The 18,458-nt window shown below is 70.4% G+C and carries 20 protein-coding genes; 11 read left to right on the top strand and 9 right to left on the bottom strand.

All coding sequences use genetic code 11. From position 1 onward, the window contains the following. The first annotated feature begins 82 nt into the window (after window positions 1-82). The gene (locus BM109_RS04175) at window positions 83-1,309 is read left to right on the top strand and encodes a glutamate carboxypeptidase (RefSeq protein ID WP_256222336.1); all 1,227 of its coding nucleotides are present in this window, start codon (window positions 83-85) and stop codon (window positions 1,307-1,309) included. A gap of 73 nt (window positions 1,310-1,382) precedes the next feature. After that, on the top strand, window positions 1,383-1,967 hold the full coding sequence (locus BM109_RS04170) for a TetR/AcrR family transcriptional regulator (protein WP_093340797.1): 585 nt from the start codon (window positions 1,383-1,385) through the stop codon (window positions 1,965-1,967). Window positions 1,968-1,989: 22 nt separating this feature from the next. Here BM109_RS04170 and BM109_RS04165 read toward each other — a convergent pair whose 3' ends face one another. Both BM109_RS04165 and BM109_RS04160 read right to left on the bottom strand, forming a co-directional pair. After that, window positions 1,990-2,184: a hypothetical protein gene (locus tag BM109_RS04165; RefSeq protein WP_093340795.1), complete on the bottom strand. Its 195-nt coding sequence runs from the start codon at window positions 2,182-2,184 to the stop codon at window positions 1,990-1,992. A gap of 89 nt (window positions 2,185-2,273) precedes the next feature. Then, entirely contained in the window at window positions 2,274-3,131 is an 858-nt protein-coding gene (locus tag BM109_RS04160) for a LysR family transcriptional regulator (protein WP_093340793.1), read from the bottom strand. 94 nt (window positions 3,132-3,225) lie between these two features. Between BM109_RS04160 and BM109_RS04155 the strand changes: the two genes are divergently transcribed. The 8 genes from BM109_RS04155 (at window position 3,226) to BM109_RS04120 (ending at window position 10,570) form a co-directional block, all read left to right on the top strand. Further along, window positions 3,226-4,548, top strand: coding sequence for an aspartate aminotransferase family protein (locus BM109_RS04155; RefSeq protein ID WP_093340791.1), 1,323 nt, complete (start codon window positions 3,226-3,228; stop codon window positions 4,546-4,548). A gap of 228 nt (window positions 4,549-4,776) precedes the next feature. Continuing rightward, complete coding sequence (locus tag BM109_RS04150; protein WP_093340789.1) at window positions 4,777-5,745, top strand: DUF72 domain-containing protein; 969 nt, start codon at window positions 4,777-4,779, stop codon at window positions 5,743-5,745. A 116-nt stretch (window positions 5,746-5,861) separates the two neighbouring features. Next, complete coding sequence (locus BM109_RS04145) at window positions 5,862-7,169, top strand: Nramp family divalent metal transporter (RefSeq protein WP_093340787.1); 1,308 nt, start codon at window positions 5,862-5,864, stop codon at window positions 7,167-7,169. A gap of 276 nt (window positions 7,170-7,445) precedes the next feature. Beyond that, window positions 7,446-8,183, top strand: coding sequence for a hypothetical protein (locus BM109_RS04140; protein ID WP_256222334.1), 738 nt, complete (start codon window positions 7,446-7,448; stop codon window positions 8,181-8,183). A 46-nt stretch (window positions 8,184-8,229) separates the two neighbouring features. After that, window positions 8,230-8,748: a GTP-binding protein gene (locus BM109_RS04135; RefSeq protein WP_093340785.1), complete on the top strand. Its 519-nt coding sequence runs from the start codon at window positions 8,230-8,232 to the stop codon at window positions 8,746-8,748. A 32-nt stretch (window positions 8,749-8,780) separates the two neighbouring features. After that, window positions 8,781-9,164 carry a roadblock/LC7 domain-containing protein gene (locus tag BM109_RS04130; protein ID WP_093340783.1) on the top strand — a complete coding sequence of 128 codons (384 nt, stop codon included), beginning with the start codon at window positions 8,781-8,783 and terminating at the stop codon, window positions 9,162-9,164. Window positions 9,165-9,261: 97 nt separating this feature from the next. After that, window positions 9,262-9,621: a hypothetical protein gene (locus BM109_RS04125; RefSeq protein WP_093340782.1), complete on the top strand. Its 360-nt coding sequence runs from the start codon at window positions 9,262-9,264 to the stop codon at window positions 9,619-9,621. A 73-nt stretch (window positions 9,622-9,694) separates the two neighbouring features. Next, a complete protein-coding gene (locus BM109_RS04120; protein WP_093340780.1) occupies window positions 9,695-10,570 on the top strand; it encodes a D-alanyl-D-alanine carboxypeptidase family protein in 876 nt (291 codons plus the stop codon). 16 nt (window positions 10,571-10,586) lie between these two features. Here BM109_RS04120 and BM109_RS04115 read toward each other — a convergent pair whose 3' ends face one another. Then, window positions 10,587-11,816, bottom strand: a complete 1,230-nt coding sequence (locus BM109_RS04115; RefSeq protein WP_093340778.1) for an MFS transporter — start codon at window positions 11,814-11,816, stop codon at window positions 10,587-10,589. A 122-nt stretch (window positions 11,817-11,938) separates the two neighbouring features. Between BM109_RS04115 and BM109_RS04110 the strand changes: the two genes are divergently transcribed. Further along, a complete protein-coding gene (locus BM109_RS04110) occupies window positions 11,939-12,919 on the top strand; it encodes a LysR family transcriptional regulator (protein ID WP_218159345.1) in 981 nt (326 codons plus the stop codon). Between the two features lies 1 nt (window position 12,920). On the opposite strand, the gene BM109_RS04105 is transcribed toward BM109_RS04110, so the two are convergent. The 6 genes from BM109_RS04105 to BM109_RS04080 form a co-directional block, all read right to left on the bottom strand. Further along, a complete protein-coding gene (locus BM109_RS04105) occupies window positions 12,921-13,964 on the bottom strand; it encodes a class I SAM-dependent methyltransferase (protein WP_177239240.1) in 1,044 nt (347 codons plus the stop codon). Between the two features lie 78 nt (window positions 13,965-14,042). Next, complete coding sequence (locus tag BM109_RS04100; protein WP_093340772.1) at window positions 14,043-15,368, bottom strand: MSMEG_0569 family flavin-dependent oxidoreductase; 1,326 nt, start codon at window positions 15,366-15,368, stop codon at window positions 14,043-14,045. A gap of 37 nt (window positions 15,369-15,405) precedes the next feature. Continuing rightward, window positions 15,406-15,684 (bottom strand): MSMEG_0570 family nitrogen starvation response protein, encoded by a 279-nt coding sequence (locus tag BM109_RS04095; RefSeq protein WP_093340770.1) that lies wholly within the window; start codon window positions 15,682-15,684, stop codon window positions 15,406-15,408. Continuing rightward, window positions 15,675-16,895, bottom strand: coding sequence for an MSMEG_0565 family glycosyltransferase (locus BM109_RS04090; RefSeq protein ID WP_093340768.1), 1,221 nt, complete (start codon window positions 16,893-16,895; stop codon window positions 15,675-15,677). The genes BM109_RS04095 and BM109_RS04090 overlap by 10 nt, the downstream gene beginning before the upstream one ends. Beyond that, window positions 16,888-17,901 carry a sll0787 family AIR synthase-like protein gene (locus tag BM109_RS04085; protein WP_093340766.1) on the bottom strand — a complete coding sequence of 338 codons (1,014 nt, stop codon included), beginning with the start codon at window positions 17,899-17,901 and terminating at the stop codon, window positions 16,888-16,890. The genes BM109_RS04090 and BM109_RS04085 overlap by 8 nt, the downstream gene beginning before the upstream one ends. Further along, a complete protein-coding gene (locus BM109_RS04080; RefSeq protein ID WP_093340764.1) occupies window positions 17,898-18,458 on the bottom strand; it encodes an MSMEG_0567/Sll0786 family nitrogen starvation N-acetyltransferase in 561 nt (186 codons plus the stop codon). Before BM109_RS04080 ends, BM109_RS04085 begins: the two co-directional genes overlap by 4 nt.

The raw sequence follows: 18,458 nt of genomic DNA, 5'->3' as shown, positions 1-18,458 counted from the left end.
ATTGAAGCGACTCCAAATCTTTTTTCTGATCAAGGGGAGATAGATGACATTTCGGTCGACTGTTCTTCATTTGACATTGCTATTGAGCATTGTCACCAGCGGCTGTTCGGACGGCAACGCCAACGCGTTCTTCTACAGCAGCACATTGGACCAAAGAACCAAGGACGAGCAGCCCGCCGTGCTCAAGACCCTGGAGGAATTGGTCAATATCGAAAGCGGCACCAATGACGCCATCGGGATTCCCGAAATGAGCAATTACCTCGAAGGGCGTCTCAAGGCACTCGGTGCCGAGGTCACGAGGACACCCGCCACCAACGGCGTGGTTGGCGACATCATCGTCGGCCAATTCAAGGGCAGCGGCGGTCGCCATATCCTGATGATGGCGCACATGGACACGGTCTATGTGCGCGGCTCGCTGGCCAAGGCGCCATTCCGTATCGATGGTGACCAGGTTCTCGGCGCCGGCATTGCCGATGCGAAGGGCGGCATCGCAACCATCCTGCACACGCTGGCATTGTTGAAGGCGCAGAGCTTCCAGCAGTTCGGCACCATCACCGTGATGTTCAACACCGACGAGGAAAAGGGCTCGCTGGGGTCGAACGAACTGATCCAGAAGCTCGCGGCGCAGAGCGACATCGTGCTGTCGTACGAAACCGGCTTCATCTACGAGGGCCAGGAGTTCTTCGTCACCGGCACCTCGGGCGTGGCCGTCGTGGAGGCACGGGTTCACGGCAAGGCGTCGCACGCGGGGGCCGCGTCCCCGACGGCGGTGAATTCCATGACCGAGGCCGCGGACCTGATCCTGCGAACCCAGGACCTGCAGGACCCGCAGCAGGAGCGGCTGTTCAACTGGACGACCATCAAGGGCGGCAGCGCCACCAACATCATTCCGGACCTCACGATCGTCTCGGCCGACATGCGCTATGGCCGCAACGAGGATCTTCCGCTGCTGGAGGCCGCGCTCGCCGAGCGTGCGCAGAAGAAACGCCTCGAAGGGGCGCGCATCGATCTCCAGGTGACGCGCCTCATCCCGCCGTACAACGCCACGGACGCCGCCCGGGGCGTGATGAACAAGGCCGTCGCCATCTACGCCGAAGTGGGCGCGAAGCTGGTGGCCGCCAACGTGCGCACCGGCGGCGGCTCGGACGCGGGCTGGGCCGCGCTCTCGGGCAAGCCGGTGCTCGAGAACCTGGGCCTGCCCGGCGGCAACCAGCATGCCGATGCCGGTGAGTACGTGCTGGCCTCGGCCATCCCGCGCCGGCTCTACCTGTCGGCGCGCCTGGTCTCGGAGCTCGGGCAAGGGCTCTGAGCGAGGACCAAGGTCTACCGATTCAGTCGATTACCGACCGATCCGGTAAGCGCCTGCGATAGACTGCAGGCCGATGCCCAAGCCCACCCGCTCCCAGATCGACGCCGAAATCATCGACCGCGCCGCGGGCCTGTTCGCCAAGCACGGCTTCGCCCACACCTCGCTCCAGCAGATCGCGGACGCGGTCAACTATTCGAAGGCCGGGCTCTTGCATCACTTCCCGAGCAAGCAGGCGATCTACGACGCGGCGCTGCAGACCTGCCGCGACCAGGCGCAGGCGCTGCTCGATGCGGTCGGGCACCTGCCGCCGGGCGCGGCGCGCGAGCGGGTGGTGGTCGAGGCCTCGGTCGACCAGACCTACGAATGGCCCGGCGTGTCGGCGCTCGCGAACCGGCTCGCCGACAACGGCAAGGGCACCGATCCCGCGCTGACCGAGATGGCGTTGATGGTCTACAAGGCGCTCGGCATCGACCTGCAGGCCACCACCATGGAGCGCATCGTGCGCGTCACGAGCGCGCTGTCGGGCCTCGGCGCCTCGGCGATGGTCGCGGCCCACGTGGGGCTGCAGCGCGAATGGCGCACCCCCATCATCGAAGCGGCCATGGACGCGCTCGGCCACGGCGGCAAGCCGCAGCGCCCGGCGCGCCAGCGCGCCTAGTCTTTCGCGCCGGGCTGGCGCCTCAGAGGCCGCCGATCAGCCCGCTGAGCTTCGGCGCGAAGACGCCATAGCCCATGCTCACCGACACGCGCAATTCGGGCATGAAGGCCGCGAAGGACATGCCGAACCCGACCAGCCCGCCGACCACCAGACCGAGCACGGCGAGCGCTCTCCCGTGCTGCTTGAGGATCGACAGGGTGGCGTGGAGGAAGGTCAATGCGAAGTTCCTTGAAGGCGGAGCACCGGATTATTCAACCAATTTGGTTGGACTTCAACCATTTTGGTCGAAATCGATGGAGAGACCTCTCAAGCCGCGGGCAGAAACTTCCTCACATGCGCCGCGAAGGCCGCGGTCAGGGCGGTCGGTGCCTCGCGCGCCAGGGCCAGCGTGACGCCCACGCTCGGCAGCTCGGGAAAGCCATCGCTCGCGTCGAGGATCTGCAGGTCCTCGGGCACGGCCGTGCGCGTGAGCACGGTGACGGCCTGGCCCGAGCGCGCCATGCCCACCAGGCCCGACAGGCTGCTGCTCGCATAGGCGAGCCGGTAGGCGCGGCCGGCGGCCTCGAGCGCGCGCCGCGGCAGCAGGTGGTCGAGCGCATCGGGCGCGCCGAGCGCGAGCGGCAGCGGATCGAGGGCGACGGCCGCGCTGCCGCGCTGCGCCACCCACACCAGTGGTTCGTGGCGGATCAGGTCGGCGCCCGCGGCATCGGCGGCCACCGATACCAGCGCGAGGTCGACCGCATGCCGCGCCAGCAGTTCGTGCAGCCGCGGCGTGGGCGCGCACATCACCTCGAGCTGCACGCCCGGATGCAGGCTCGCGAAGCCCCGCAGCAGGTAGGGCAGGAACACGACCGCGTAGTCGTCGGGGCAACTGAAGCGCAGCACGCCCGACAGCTGCTGCCCGCGCAGTTCGGCCAGTGCCTCGTCGTGCCGGCGCAGCAGTTCGCTGGCGCGCACCAGCAGGCGTTCGCCGGTCGCGGTGAGGGTGACGCCGCGGCCGGTGCGGTGCAGCAGCGGCTGCTCGACGATGCCCTCGAGCTTCTGCATCTGCATGCTCAGCGCCGACTGCGTGCGGCCCACGCGCAGGGCCGCCTGGCCCAGCACGCCGGTCTCGGCGATGGCGACGAAGCTGCGCAGCAGGTCGATGTCCAGCGATTGGCTCACGGCATGAGTTCCCTTGATAGCTGATCTCAAAACAATTCGCTTCCACGCGCGCGGGGCGCCGCGTAACGTGGGCATTTTGATCGGGAAGCACCCCATGAGCAGGAACGACGACCCCCAGTTCTGGCAACAGGCACAGCGCCATCTCGTGCGCTACGGCGGCAGCTTCGAGCCGCTGATCATCGAGCGCGCGCAGGGCTGCTTCGTCTACGACGCCGACGGCCGCGCCATCCTCGACTTCACCTCGGGCCAGATGAGCGCGCTGCTCGGGCATGCGCATCCCGAGATCGTCTCGGTGGTGTCGGAGCACGTGCGCACGCTCGACCACCTGTTCAGCGGCATGCTGTCGCGCCCGGTGGTGGCATTGGCCGCGGAGATCGCGCGCCATGCGCCCGGTGCCCTCGAACGCTGCCTGCTGCTGAGCACCGGCGCCGAATCGAACGAAGCGGCGCTGCGCATGGCCAGGCTGGTGACCGGCGGCCACGAGGTGGTCGCCTTCACGCAGTCATGGCACGGCATGACCGGCAGCGCGGCGGCCGCGACCTACAGCGCGGGCCGCAAGGGCTACGGCCCGGCGGCGGCCGGCTCGTTCGCGATCCCGGCGCCCAATGCCTACCGGCCACGCTTCGCGACGAAGGAGGGCGAGCTCGACTGGCGCCGCGAACTCGACGACGGCTTCGAGCAGATCGACCGCCAGTCGACCGGCGCGCTCGCGGCCTTCATCGCCGAGCCCATCCTCAGCAGCGGCGGCATCCTCGAGCTGCCGCCGGGCTACATGGCGGCGCTCAAGAAGAAGTGCGAGGAGCGCGGCATGCTGCTGATCGTCGACGAGGCGCAGACCGGCGTGGGCCGCACCGGCCTGATGTTCGCGTGCGACCGCGACGGCGTGGCGCCCGACATCCTGACCCTGTCGAAGACCCTGGGCGCGGGCCTGCCGCTGGCCGCGATGGTGACCACGGCCGCGATCGAGGACGAGGCCCATGCGCGCGGCTTCCTGTTCTACACCACGCACGTCTCCGATCCGCTGCCCGCGGCGGTCGGCCTGAAGGTGCTCGAAGTGGTGGAGCGCGACGGGCTGGTCGAGCGCGCGCGCGTCGCGGGCGAACGGCTGCAGCAGGGGCTGCGCCGGCTGCAGTCGCGCCACGAATGCATCGGCGACGTGCGCGGGCGCGGCCTGCTGCTGGGCCTCGAGGTGGTCAGGAGCCGCGACACGCGCGAGCCGGCCTTCGAACTCGGCGAGGCCGTCACGCGCGAATGCATGAGGCTGGGTCTGAGCATGAACATCGTGAAGCTGCCCTCGATGGGCGGCGTGTTCCGCATCGCGCCGCCGCTGACGATCAGCGACAGCGAGATCGACCTCGGCCTCGAACTGCTCGACAAGGCCATCGCCACGGCGGTGCGTTTGCAGCGGGCTTCCTGAGCGATCGCCCGGACCTTCAGCCCGGCTTAAGTTTCGCGAACGATACTGGCTTCGACGGTCTTTCGGCGTTGGTAGAGGTCGCTTCGGCACCCGCTGGCTTGCAGCGGTTCCTCGAGCCTGAGGTCGTCACGAATTCCGCGGGACGGCGCACAGGATTGCGCCGGCGCCGACAACCGGCGCCTGCCGTCTTCCTACGTCCCGCCCGACGCGCCATCGCAGGATGGCCCCATGACAAAGGCATCAGCGGACCCGGCGGTCCACATCGGCATCTCCGGCTGGCGCTATGCGCCGTGGCGCGGCAAGTTCTATCCCGCCGGGCTCGCGCAGCGGCAGGAACTCGCCTTCGCCTCACGCGTGCTGCCGACCATCGAGATCAACGGTTCCTTCTATTCGCTGCAGCGGCCTTCGTCGTACGAGGCCTGGCGCGACGAGACGCCCGCGGGCTTCGTGTTCGCGGTCAAGGGGCCGCGCTACATCACCCACCTGCGGCGCCTGAACGACGTGCGGGTGCCGCTCGCGAATTTCCTTGCCTCGGGGGTGCTCGCGCTGGGCGACAAGCTCGGGCCGATCCTGTGGCAGTTCCCGCCGCGCATGGCCTGGGAGCCCGAGCGCTTCGAGGCCTTCTTCTCGCTGCTGCCGGCCACCACCGCGGCCGCGCTGAAGCTGGCGCGCGAGCACGACGACAACGTGGCGGGCCGCACCTGGCTGCACGGCGGCGGGCGGCGGCGCCTGCGGCATGCGGTCGAGGTGCGCGACCCGAGCTTCGTCGACCCGGCCTTCATCGCGCAACTGCGCCGCCACGGCATCGCGCTCGTGGTGGCCGACACGGCGGGCCGCTGGCCGCTGCTCGAGGACCTCACGGCCGACTTCGTCTACCTGCGGCTGCATGGCGACAAGAAGCTCTATGCGAGCGGCTACGGCGAACCGGCGCTCGCGCACTGGGCCCGGCGCATCGCGGCCTGGCGCCAGGGACGGCAGGTGCGCGACGCGAAGCGCGCTTCGAAGGTGGCGGCACCGCGGGGCGCGCGCGAGGTGTTCTGCTACTTCGACAACGACATCAAGGTGCATGCGCCCTACGACGCGGCGCATCTGGCGCAGGCGCTCGGCCTGCCGGCACGGCTGGAGGAGGGCGCGCGCGACCGCTTCGCGCTGCCGCCGGGGATCTCGCTGCGGCCGGCGCGGAAGAAGAAGGCGTAGGACGCCCGCACGGCCATGCTCGCCTGCCAAGTGCATCCAGGTTGCAGCAGCGTCCTACAGGGACCCCGGGGGGCGCGCCCTACTTTCGGTGTCCCGAGGTCACCGACGAGGCGAACATGCCGAGGCCGAACGAGCAGGAAGAAGACCGCGCAGGCGCTGAGCCTCCCGCCAAGCGCGGTTTCCTGAACCGCCTCGGCCCCGGCCTCATCACGGGCGCCGCCGACGACGATCCCAGCGGCATCGCCACCTACACCCAGGCCGGCGCGCAGTTCGGCTACGGCATGGGCTGGACCCTGCTGCTGACCTATCCGCTGATGGTGGGCATCCAGCTCGCGAGCGCGCGCATCGGCCGCACCACGGGGCGTGGGCTCACCTCGGCCTTCGCCGCCCTGTGGCCACGCCCGGTGGTGTTTCTCTCGGTCGTGCTGCTGCTGGTTGCCAATGTCGTGAACCTCGCGGCCGACATCGGCGCCATGGCCGAGGTCGCGCGGCTGGGCCTGGGCGGACCCGAGGCGCTCTATGCGCTGGGCTTCGGCCTGCTGTCGCTGGCGCTGCAGGCCTGGCTGCCGTACCACCGCTACGTGCGCGTGCTCAAGTGGCTCACGCTCTCGCTGCTGGCCTACGTGGGCGTGGCGCTGGTGGCGCACGTCGACTGGAAGGCTGCGCTCGTGGGCGCGCTGGTGCCGCGCATGCACTGGGATGCCGAGAGCATCAAGATGGTGGTGGCGATCCTCGGCACCACGATCAGCCCCTACCTGTTCTTCTGGCAGGCGGCGCAGGAGGTGGAGGAGATCGAGCGCATCCCCGAGGACCATGCGCTCAGGACCCACCCCGCGCAGGCGCGCGCGCAACTGCGCCGGCTGCGGCTCGACACCTGGGTTGGCATGGGTTTCTCCAACGCGATTGCCTTCTCGATGATCGTGGCCTCGGCCGCCACCCTGCATGCTCACGGCCAGACCGACGTGAGCTCGACCGCGCAGGCGGCCGAGGCCCTGCGCCCGGTGGCGGGCAGCGCGGCCTTCGCGCTGTTCGCGCTGGGGATCATCGGCACGGGCCTGCTGGCGCTGCCGGTGCTCGGCGGTTCGGCCGCCTATGCCTGCGCCGAATTCCTGCGCGTGCGCCGCGGGCTCGAGCAGCCGGTCGGGGCGGCGCCGGCCTTCTACGGCATCCTCGCGGCCGCCATGGTCTGCGGCATCGGCATCAGCCTGTGCGGCGTCGATCCGATGAACGCGCTGGTGTGGGCGGCGGTGATCAATTCGCTGATGTCGGTGCCGATCATGGTCGGCGTCATGTGGGCCGCCGGCAGCCGCCGCCTCATGGGCGAGCTGGTGCTGCCGCTGCACTGGCGGGTGCTGGGCTGGGCCGCGACCGCGGTCATGGCGCTGGCGACCCTGGCCTTTCTCTGGACCAGCCTGCGGTCCTGAGCGCTGCTCGCCCGCGGCCCGGACCCCCGTTCCCACTCCCACCGATTCCCGTAGGACTTAGTCGGGTTTTGTAATCTAGTGTGTTTAATTGCAACGAGTGTTATATTTTTGGCGAGAAACACTATTTAACACTTAGGCATTCAATCAATGGCGGGCCGCGAGGCTTTCCGGGGATGTTTCATCGATGGAAGCGCTTGAATTGCCATTCGGATCGCCAAAAAGCCCCAGTTTGGTGCATCGCTTGCCGGCCGACCGCCGGTCCTCCGCGGACCACGCATGACCGGTTTCAGCGCCTCGCCCCGCGATCGCCGGCCGCTGCTGAGCTTCAGCATCGAAGGGCTGCCGGCCCGTGACGAACTGCTTTTCAAGTCGCTGGTGCGGCTGCTCGACCACCGCACCCACCAGCACTGGGCCTGGCAGGTCGAGGGCGCCGACCTGCGCGTGGTGGGCGACCGGGCCGCGGCGTTGTCGGCCGAGGCGGTCGATGCGCCGACCCCGCCGGTGCCGCTGCTCACGGTCGGCGACACGCCGCCGCCGCGCGGCCCCTTCCTGCGGCTGCCGCTGCATGCCGATGCGCTCGAGACCATGCTCAACCGGCTCGGCGCGATGGTGGTCCATGCGCGCGAACTGGGTCTCGCGGCTTCGGCCGAACGCGGCGCGCGCGGCGAGGAATACCGGCTGCTGCGCTGGCCCTCGGTCGCGCTGCTCGATTCGCCCGTGCGCATGAAGCTCGCGACCCTGCTCGCGAGCCGTCCGTCCACGCTGGCGGCGCTGCAGCAGCGCTCGAACGCCAGCGCGCAGGAGTGCGCCGACTTCATCGCCGCGCTCGAGCGCGCCGGCTTCGTGGCGGGCCATGGCGGCGCTGCCTCGCGCGCGCCCGAATCGATCTGGCCCGATTCGCAGGTGCATCCCGGCAGCGAGGCGCCGCCCCCGGCGCGCGAAGGCGTGCAGCCCGGCCTGCTCGCGCGCATCCGCAGCCGCCTCGGGCTGCTGTCCTCGGGATCGCGCGCCTGATGCGCCGCGATCCGCCCCGCATGACCCCAACCGATTCCGACTGAGCGTGGAGCACAAGATCCTTTTCACCGGCACCATGGGTGCCGGCAAGACCACCGCCATCGCGGCGGTGAGCGAGATTCCGCCGGTCAGCACCGAGGTGCGCAACAGCGACACCTCGGTCGCCAAGGCCACCACCACCGTCGGCCTGGACTACGGCGAGCTCACGCTCGACAACGGCGAGAAGCTGCGCCTGTACGGCACGCCCGGGCAGATGCGCTTCGACTTCATGTGGCGCATCCTCGCGCGCGGCGCGCTCGGCCTCGTGATCCTGGTCGACAACAGCCGGCCCGATCCGCTGGCCGATCTCGAGGTCTACCTCGACGGCTTCGCCGAGCTCATCGAGCAGACCGCCTGCGTGGTCGCGGTGGGCCGCACCGAGACCCATCCCGAACCCGGCCTCGACGCCTATGCCCAGCGCATGCAGGACAAGGGCGTGCTGTGCCCGGTGCTGCCGGCCAACGTGACCGATCCGCAGCAGGTGGTGCAGCTGCTCGAACTGCTGCTGATCCAGCTCGAAGCCTGAGCGCCGCCCCTTTCTTTCCTTTCTCTTCCGACATGAACATCCCACCCCGCCTCAAGGACGCCGCCGAGTCCGCCGTCGACACGCTCATGCGCGAGATCAAGGGCGTGAAGGCCGTCGTGATCTCGACCGAGGACGGCCTCGAACTGGCCGCGCGCGTGGAGAACACCGCGCAGGTCGCGCGCCTGTCGGCCATCGCGAGTTCGCTGGCCGCGCTCGGCGCGGTGGCCGGCGAGGAGAGCGGCCTGGGCCAGTGCGAGAACGTCGCGATCGAGTCCGCGCTGGGCCACATCCTGATGCTGCAGGCGCGCCATGACGAGGCCGACCTGATCGTGAGCGTGGTCGCGGGCAAGGACGCGGTCATCGGCCAGGTCCTGTACTTCGCCAAGCAGGCGACGCTGGCGCTGCAGCGCGCCTGAGGCGCGGGCCTTCACTTCACTGTTACCAACCGGCCGCCGCTCATCACTCGCCCGGGTGGCGGCCGATCCTCAGGGCGATGGACTACGAAAGACACCGATGGCAAATATCAAGCAATCCATGGACGAACTGATGACGATCGACGGCGCGCTGTGCGCGGCGCTGGTCGATTCCGGCAGCGGCATGATCCTGGGTCAGGTCGGCTCGGGCGTGGACCTCGAAGTGGCGGCCGCGGGCAATACCGAGGTGGTGCGCGCCAAGAACAAGACCATGCGCGCGCTCGGCCTGAACGACGTGATCGAGGACATCCTGATCACGCTCGGCCGCCAGTACCACATCATCCGCCCGCTGCAGAAGCACGAAGGCCTGTTCGTCTACCTGGTGCTCGACAAGTCGAAGTCGAACCTCGCGCTCGCGCGCCGCAAGACGCAGGACGTGGAGCAGAGCCTGGCGGTCTGACGCGGCGCGCGTCGGCAACGGACAATGCCGGCGGCACGCACCACGCCGCCGACCCCACGCCGGACTCCGCCGATTGAAGCCCTTTCCCCCCGCCCCGCCGTACCGCATCGTCGCAGCGGACCAGTTGCCGCCGGACCTCGAACAGGCCGCGGGGCTCGACTGGAAAGCCGCGCGGGTGCTGTCGTCCGCGCCCGCCGAGGCACCGCGCGACCAGGCCGCCCCGGCCCTGCCGCCGGCCGCGAGCTGGGCGCTCTACGACCTCGCGGCCGACCGGCTGCTGGGCCACGAGCCCGCGGCCGGCAGCTATCCGCCGGCCGGCCTCGCCAAGCTCGCGACCGCGATGCTGGTGGAGCGCAAGCTGGTCGTCGAGCAGCGTGACCGCCGCGCCGAGCGCACGCCGGTCGCGGTCGGCGCCGAGGCCATGGTGCGGCTGTCGGTGCAGCGCCTGCTCGAAGCCGTGCTGATCGCCTCGTCCGACAGCGCGGCCTTCGCGCTCGCCGCCTGGCACAGCGGCACCACCGAGGCCTTCGTCGAGGCCATGAACCGACAGGCCGCGGCCTGGGGCCTGCGCGACACCCGCTTCGCCTGCCCCGCGGGCCAGGACGAGAGCGCGCGCAGCAATGCCGGCGACGTGCTGCGGCTGGCCGCGCGGCTGATGCACGAGCATCCGGCGCTCGCGGCCATCGCGGGCAAGACCCGGCTCGATCCCTGGGAACAGGCGCTGCCCAACGTCAACCTGCTGCTGGGCACGGTGCGTGGTGTCGACGGCCTGGCCGCGGCCTTCTCGCCCGCGACGGGCGCGCACCAGATCGCCACCGCGGCGCACGAGGGCCGGCGCCTGCTGGCCGTGGTGCTCGGCGCGCCGGACCGCGTGGTCTGTGCCCGGCTCGCGGCGGCGCTGCTGCGCAAGGGTTTCTCGATGCCGGCGGCGGCGCCGGCGCCGGCCTGAGCGCCGCGGCCCGCTGTCAGGCGCGGCCCGACATCGGCCACAGCCGCACGGCCAGCGCCGCGGCCGAGGAGACGATCGCCAGCGCCGTCACCGCGGCCCAGCCCCATTGCGCGAGTGCCAGCGCACCCACCGCGGAGCCGATCGCCATGCCGATGAACATGGCCGTGAACAGCACCGCGTTGAGCCGGCTGCGCGCGCCGGGCTCGATGCCGTAGACGATGGTCTGGTGCGCAATCAGCGTGGCCTGCACGCCGAGGTCGAAGCCGACCACCGCCACCACGATCACCGCGAGCTGCGCGCCCGGCGCCATCAGCGGCGCGAGCGCCATCACCGCGAACGAGACCACCACCAGCGCGGCGCCCAGCCGCGTCACCAGTTCCGGGCCGCGGCGGTCGGCCAGCCGGCCCGCGAGCGGCGCGGCCAGCGCACCGGCCGCGCCGGCCAGGCCGAAGGCGCCGGCCGCGGTGCTGCCGAGGTGGAAGGGTTCGCCGTGCAGCATCACGGCCAGCGTGGACCAGAAGGCGCTGAAGCCGATCGAGATCAGGCCCTGCGCCCAGGCCGCGCGGCGCAGCGCGCCGTGGCGCTGCCACAGCGTGGCGAGCGAGCGCAGCAGCGCGCCGTAGGCCAGGTGCGTGGTGGCCTTGAAGCGCGGCAGCCCGCGCCAGGCGGCGGCGCCGATCAGCGCGATGCTGGCGGCGGCGGCCACGAACATCGTGCGCCAGCCGAAGTGCTCGGCCACGAAGCCGCTGACCACGCGCGACAGCAGGATGCCGAACAGCAGCCCGGTCATCACCGTGCCCACGGTCTTGCCGCGGCTGGCCTCGGGCGCCAGCGTGGCGGCGGCGGGCACGATGTCCTGCGCCATGGTGGCGGCCAGCCCGATCGCCAGGCTCGCGGCCAGCAGCATGCCGACCGAGGGCGAGGCGCCCGCGAGCAGCAGCGCCACGCACAGCACGGCCGCCTTCGCGAGGATGATGCGGCGCCGGTCGTAGCGGTCGCCCAGCGGCGCCAGGAACAGGATGCCCAGCGCATAGCCGAGCTGGGTCAGCGTGGGTACGAAGCCGACCGTGCGTGTCGGCGCGCCGATGTCGGCCGCGAGCACGCCCAGCATCGGCTGGCTGTAATAGAGCGCGGCCACCGCGAAGCCGGCGCCGCTGGCGAGCAGCAGCACCAGCGAGGCAGGCAGGGCCGGGGCGGCCGGTGCCAGCGGTTCGGCACCCGCATGCGTTGCTTGAATGGAAGACATGGTATTTACCCTTGGATTCGGCGGAAAGTGCGCGGAGTTTGCAGGGCTGAGCGCTCGAACGGTAGTCCTCGGCAGCGAACAACGTATATACGTCTGATGCATACAAGGCGCAAAATCCCGCCATGGCAACGAATTCCGCCCCCGCAACGCCCGCCGTTCCGGTCGCCAGCGCCCCGGCCGACCGTGTCGAGCTCATGCAGACCTTCGTGCGCATCGTCGAGGCCGGCAGCCTGTCGGCCGCCGCGGCCCAGCTCGGCATGAGCCAGCCCACCGTGAGCCGTCGGCTGCAGGCGCTCGAGCGCTCGCTCGGCCTGCGCCTGCTGCGGCGCTCCACCCACGGCATGAAGCTCACCGAGGACGGCGAGCGCTGCTTCGTGCGCGCGAAGGAGCTGCTGGCCGACTGGGCCGCCTTCGAGGACGAGCTGCGCGGCGCCGGCCGCGCGGCCGAGGGCACGCTGCGCGTGATCGCGCCGCATGCGCTCGGGCAGGACCTGCTGATGCATCCGCTGTACCGCTACCTGCGCGAGCATCCGCGCGTGGACGTCGAATGGCTGCTGCACGACCGGCGCCCCGACTTCATCACCGAGAACATCGACTGCGCGATCCAGGTCGGCGAGATCGACGACCCCTCGGTGGTGGCGCTCAAGCTGTCGGAGATCCCGCGCATCGTGGCCGCCGCGCCGGCGCTGATGGAAGGCCGGCCGCCGATCGCGCACGCCTCCGAGCTCGCGGCGCTGCCCTGGCTGGCGCTGCGCACCTTCTACCGCACCGAGCTGCGGCTCTCGCACGTGACGACCGGCGAGGAATGCCGCGTGCCGATCCGCCCGCGCCTGAGCACCGACGGCCTCTATGCGCTGCGCAACGCGGCCGTGCTGGGGCTCGGCGCCTGCATGGGCTCGGCCTGGCTGCTCAACGACGACATCGCGCGCGGCCGGCTGCTGCGGCTGGTGCCGCAATGGCAGGCGCCGCCGCTGCCGGTGTACCTGGTCTATCCGCAGACGCGCTTCCAGTCGGCCAAGCTGCGGCACTTCATCGAGGCGGTGCGCGCCGCGCTGCCGCGCGCGATCGATGTGGCCGATTCGCTCGCGGGCGTGGTGGCCTGAATCAGGGCTGTCGAACCGACATTTCCGGCGTCAATCCACGGGCGCAGATGCGAGACGAGCTTCGTTCCGGACTCATGACGGCGAGCATCTGCGTCGGTTTCAATTCGCCCGACCGGAATCCTTCTTCATCGACTTGATGAATCCTGTCGATGAGTGCGCGGTGTTCGGCAGAGGTGGCATCGAAGTTGTGTCCGAAGCACCGGTCGATGAAGGGCGTGACGACGTTCGAAAAGCCGAGGAACAACGGGAAGTCGAAACGCTCCATGAGCAACGGGAGAATGTCCTGTGCCCGGATTCCTTCGAAGCCTTCGCCCGAGCAATCCCAATTCACGAACTCGCGCTCGTGGCGCTTCAAGAGCTGGTTGTAGCGACAGGCATCGGGTATCTCTTCCCAGAATCGCTCCACATGCGCCAGGGCTTCGGGCCAGCGCATGTGCCCGTTCCTGCCGATCATGTCGCTGGTCACGAAGTAACCCTGCGGGTGCAGCGATGCCTTGATCGCATCGAACAGGCTTTCGAGCTCGGTCACGTGGTGCAGCGAGTGGTTGGCCATCACGCCGGTGTACTGGCCGGCGGGCTTCCAGGCATTGAAGTCGGCCTGCACGAAGCGCAGATGGCCATCCACGCCGCTGGCGATCGCATCCTGCTGCCCACGCTCCAGCATCGCGGGGTTGAGCTCCAGGCATTCCAGGTGGAAATCCTCCAGACCCATGTCGCGCATCAGCTTGGCCACCCGCACTTCGGTGTCGCAGTTGCCGGAGCCGATGCTGATGAAGCGCGCCGGGCCGCCCATGCGTCGGGCCGCTGCGACGAGGTGCTTCGCATAGAACTCGTCGACGCCCTGGAAGCCGCATTCCTTGAACATCGGCAGCAGGAACTCGTTCGCCCAGTACGAATAGATTTCCGGAAGTGCGTGGACATTGGTCACTTCCGCAAAGTTCTTGAGCTCCTGCTGGATCTTGTCCTGGTAGTCGTTCGCAGATGTGGGAGGCGCCTTGCCGCTGGCAGGCGAAAAATCGAAGAATCGCAACAGTCTCGCAAGCACGCAATCCCCTCTCTCTTTTCTCTGTCGGATGCGTGGCATGTTACATGGGAAGCCCTCCTGGATATCGAGCCGCGATATTCAGGCGGCCTGCAGCCGGGGCGGCGCGACCTCGGGTTCCGCGCGCGGTTCGGCGCGCCGCGCGGCGATCGCCTCGGCGAGGAATTCCGCGTCGCGCGCCACGCCCGAGAAACGTCCCGAACCCCAGGTATGCAGCCACGGCAGCCCGAGGAAATACAGCCCCGGCTCGCGCGTGACGCCGCGCTGGTGCACCGGGTGGCCGCGGCCGTTGAACACCGGCGCGTCGACCCAGGCGAAATCGGGCGAGAAGCCGATGCACCACAGCACGCTGGTGATGCCCGCGGCCGCGAGATCGAGCCGGGTGCGTTCCTCGGACGGCTCCCACACGGGCGCGTAGACCGAGGGCGGCGGCGCCTCGATGCCGTTGGCGGCGATGAACTTGTCGATCGAGGCGTTGATGCCGTTGTAGATGCGGTCGGCATGGTCGAGGTGCTCGCGCAGGTTGGGCTGGAACTGCAGCACGTCCTGGTCCAGGTCGGTCAGCAGGCCGAACAGTTCCATGCCCTCGCGCGCGAAGCGCCGCAGGTCGATGTCGCGCCCGCCGTCGCGGCCGGTCACGTAGTGGTTGGTGTTGTCGCGCACGCCCTCGCGCAGCGGATGGGCGGTGACCGGCATGTCGTAGTACTGCATGTCGGCCAGCCAGTCGACCACCTCGCGGCCGCGGTAGAAGCGCGCGCAGCGCGGCGCATCGCCCGTGGCCAGGTAGACCTTGCGGCCGGCCAGGTGCAGGTCCTCGGCGATCTGCGCGCCCGACTGGCCGCAGCCCACCACCAGCACCGCGCCCTCGGGCAGCTGCGCGGGGTTGCGGTACTGCGCCGAGTGGTACTGCGCCACCGAGGCCGGCAGCTTCTCGGCCAGCCGCGGCACGATCGGCTTGTGGTAACCGCCCGAGGCCACCACCACCTGGTCGGCGGTATAGAGGCCGGCGTCGGTCTGCACCTCGTAGCGGCCGCGCTCGCCGCTTTGCGGCACGTGCACCACGCGCTGCACCGTCACGCCCTCGAGCGCGGGCGGCTTCACCTGCGCCACGAAGCCCGCGAGCCAGTCGTTGATCTGGTCCTTGACCATGAAGCCGTGCGGATCGTCGCCCTGGTAGGGCCAGCCCGGCAACTGGCACTGCCAGTTGGGCGTGACCAGGCAGAACGAATCCCAGCGCTGCGTGCGCCAGCTGTGGACCAGGCTGCGCTTCTCGATCACGAGGTGGTCGATGCCGCGCTGCTGCAGGCAGTGGCTCAGCGACAGGCCGGCCTGGCCGCCGCCGACGATCGCCACGCTGTAGTGGCTGCGGCCGCCGTAGGGATGCTCGGGATGGGTGGGGTGGGACATGGGGGCTCTCTTTCTCGATGGGGGCGCAAGGGGGAGGTCAGTCGAAGGCCAGCACGGTGACTTCGGCGGCGGGCTCGAAGCGCGCGGCGATGCACTCGATCTCGGCGAGCTGGTCCATCGCCTGCGAACAGGCGAAGCCATACTTCGCGCGCACGCGTTCGGAGGCGATGCCGAGTGCCTCGCGCGTGCGCCGCAGGAAATCGTCGAGCGCATAGCGTTCGCCGGGCGCAAGGAAGTCGCGCACCACCAGCGAAGGCGAGTAGCAGCGCGATTCGCTGGCATCGGGCCAGCGCACCTGGAAATGCATCACGGGCATGGGGCGGTCCTCGTTTCGATGGCGTGGGGGTGGCGCAGGCCTTCGCGGTACAGGGCGACGTGCCGCTGCGCGCTCTCGGCCCAGCTGAAGTGCCGCGCGAGCCGGGCCGCCGATCGCGCGATGCGCGCGTCGTCGCGCCGCGCGAGCGCCTCGGCCAAGGCCTGCGCGATCGAGCCCGCATCGAGCGGGTCGGCCCAGCTCACGTCCTCGGGCGCGAGGTAGTCGGTGAAGGGCGCGATGCGCGAGGCCACCACGGGCCGGCCGCTCGCCAGGCCTTCGAGCACCACCAGGCCGAAGCCTTCGCGCAGCGAGGGCATCGCGACCACGTCGGCCAGGCGATAGAGCGCGGGCATGTCCTCATCGGCCAGCGGCCCGGTGAGCCGCACGGCGCGGTCCGGACCTTCGGCCAGCCCGAGGCGCACGAGCGCGGAGGCGAAGGCCTGCATGGTGGCGCTGTGGTCGAGCAGGCTCGCGCCGCCCGCGATCACCAACTGCGCATCGGCCTGGCCCGGGCGCTGCCGCAGCAGCGCGAAGGCCTCGAGCAGGCGCAGCGTGTTCTTGCGCTCCTCGACGCCGCCGACGGCCAGCACCACCGGCGCGCCGGTGCGCAGCCCGAGCCGCCGCGCGAGCGCCGCGTCGCCGGCCTGCATGCGCGGCGAGAAGCGCGCGGTGTCGATGCCGTTCGCCACCTCCTGCGCCGCGATCCCGTGGTGCCGAGCGAGATGCTCGCACCACAGCCGGCTCACGCAGAACACCTGCCGCGCGCGGACGAAGGCCTGGTGCTGCCAGTGCGCGAGCTGCACATCGGCGAAGTCGTCGAGGTGATGGACCGTGCGCACGAAGCCCTCGATGCGGCCCATGTCCTGCAGCCGCGCCAGCGCATTGCCGCCGATCGAGTCGTGGGTGTGGAGCACGTCGAAGCGTTCGTGCTCGAGCAGCGCGCCCAGGTGGTCGACGAAGGCCGCGATGCGCGTGCGCACCATCGCCACCGTATCGGCCGGCGTGCCGTGCACCGGCACGAGCTCGGCGCGGCAGGGCGGTTCGCGGAAGAAGCGCTGGCCCGTCGCGGCCGGCGCGAACACGGTGACGGCATGGCCGGCCTCGTGCAGCGCACGTGCGAGTTCCAGCGTGTGGACCACGCCGCCGCGCGGGTTGACCGAATGCGTCAGCAGCCCGATGCGCAGCGGGCGCTCGAAGTCGTCGTCAGCCATGGCGGGCCTCCTCGCGCAGGCCGGACGGCACCGATGGCTGGATGAAGGCGTCGCGGCCGAAGTCCCACAGCAGGGCCTCCTCGCCATCGGCGCGCAGGTGCACGGTGCGACTGGGGTCCACGGTGCCGATCACGCCGCAGGCGATGTCGCGCGCCGCGAAGCGCGCGAGCACGCGCGCGAGCTGCGCGGGCGCGACGCTGAGCACGAAGCCGTAGCTCGGGAACGACGACAGCCAGCGCAACAGCGGCACGCCCTCGGGCTTCGGCAGCGCATCGAGCTCGATCGAGGCGCCCACGCCCGAGCATTCGAGCAGCATCATCGCGGTGCCGACCGCGCCGGCCATGCTGATGTCCTTGCCGGCGCGGCACAGGCCGGCCTCGGCCAGCGCGGGCAGCAGCTCGAGGTCGGCGCGCAGCCGCGCGGCCGGCGCGCGGGTCGAGGCGTTCCAGTAGGGGAAGGGCTCCTCGTAGGCGCCGCGCAGGTCGGCCGCCATCACCAGCAGGTCGCCGGGCCGCGCATCGAAGCTCGTGATCAGCCGGCGCGCATGGCCGAGGATCGCGACCGCGAGCTGCGGCCGCTCGCTGCGGTTGTTGCTGTGGCCGCCGACGATCGGCACGCCGTAGCGCGCCGCGGCCTCGGCCATGCCGCCGAGCACCTGGTCGGCCGGGTTCATGCCGCTGCTCCACAGCGCGTCGACCACCGCGGTCGGGCGCCCGCCCATCGCGTAGATGTCGCTCACGTTGACCATCACGCCGCAGTAGCCCGCGAACCAGGGCATGCGCACGATGAAGTCCTCGACCAGCCCCTCGATCGCGAACAGCAGGTAGCCGCCGCGGCCGTCGGGAATGGCGGCGCAGTCGTCGCCCACGGGCACGGCCTGCGCGAGCGCCGCGTGGCCGCCGGGCAGCGAGCGGCCCAGCGCGGCCACCACCTCGCTGATGTCGCGCTTGTGGGCGAAGCCGCGCGTGGCGCGCAGCGCTTCGGCGATCTCGGCGGCGCGGCTCATCGCGGCACCTTCGCGCGCGTGACGAAGCCGCTGACCGGATCGTGGCAGGGCGGATAGAAGCCGAGGTCGGCGCGCATGCGCGCATGCGGGCGGCCCTGCACCTCGCATTCGCCGAGCGTGGTCCAGCCGAGCTTGCGGAACAGCGGCTCGTTCTGCAGCTGCACCTGCGCGAGGAACAGCGTGCAGCCCAGCGCATGGGCGCGCGACACCGCGAGCCGGATCAGCGTCGCGCCCAGGTGGCCCTGGCTGCGGAAGGCCGGGTGCACCGCGAGCCGCGAGCCCCACCATTCACCCGCAGCCGCGCCGCGATGGATGCGCACCGTGCCCACCACCTGCTCGGGCATGCCGGCGTTGCACGACATCGCCACCAGCAGCAGCGCATGGTCGTCGATCGCGTCGCGGTCGTCGCGCGCGAAGATGCCCTGCTCGATGCAGAACACGGCGCGGCGCAGCGCCATCGCCTCGTCGCGCTCCCATTGCTGGGAGGCCTCGCGCACGAGGTATTCGACCGGCGCGTAGGCCAGCGGCAGCTCGCTCCAGGCTTCGGCGGTCTTCAT

This window comes from Variovorax sp. PDC80 (assembly GCF_900115375.1).
Classification (GTDB): Bacteria; Pseudomonadota; Gammaproteobacteria; order Burkholderiales; family Burkholderiaceae_C; genus Variovorax.
The sequence above is the reverse complement of the archived record's forward strand: the minus strand, read 5'-3'. Positions and strand labels throughout refer to the sequence as shown.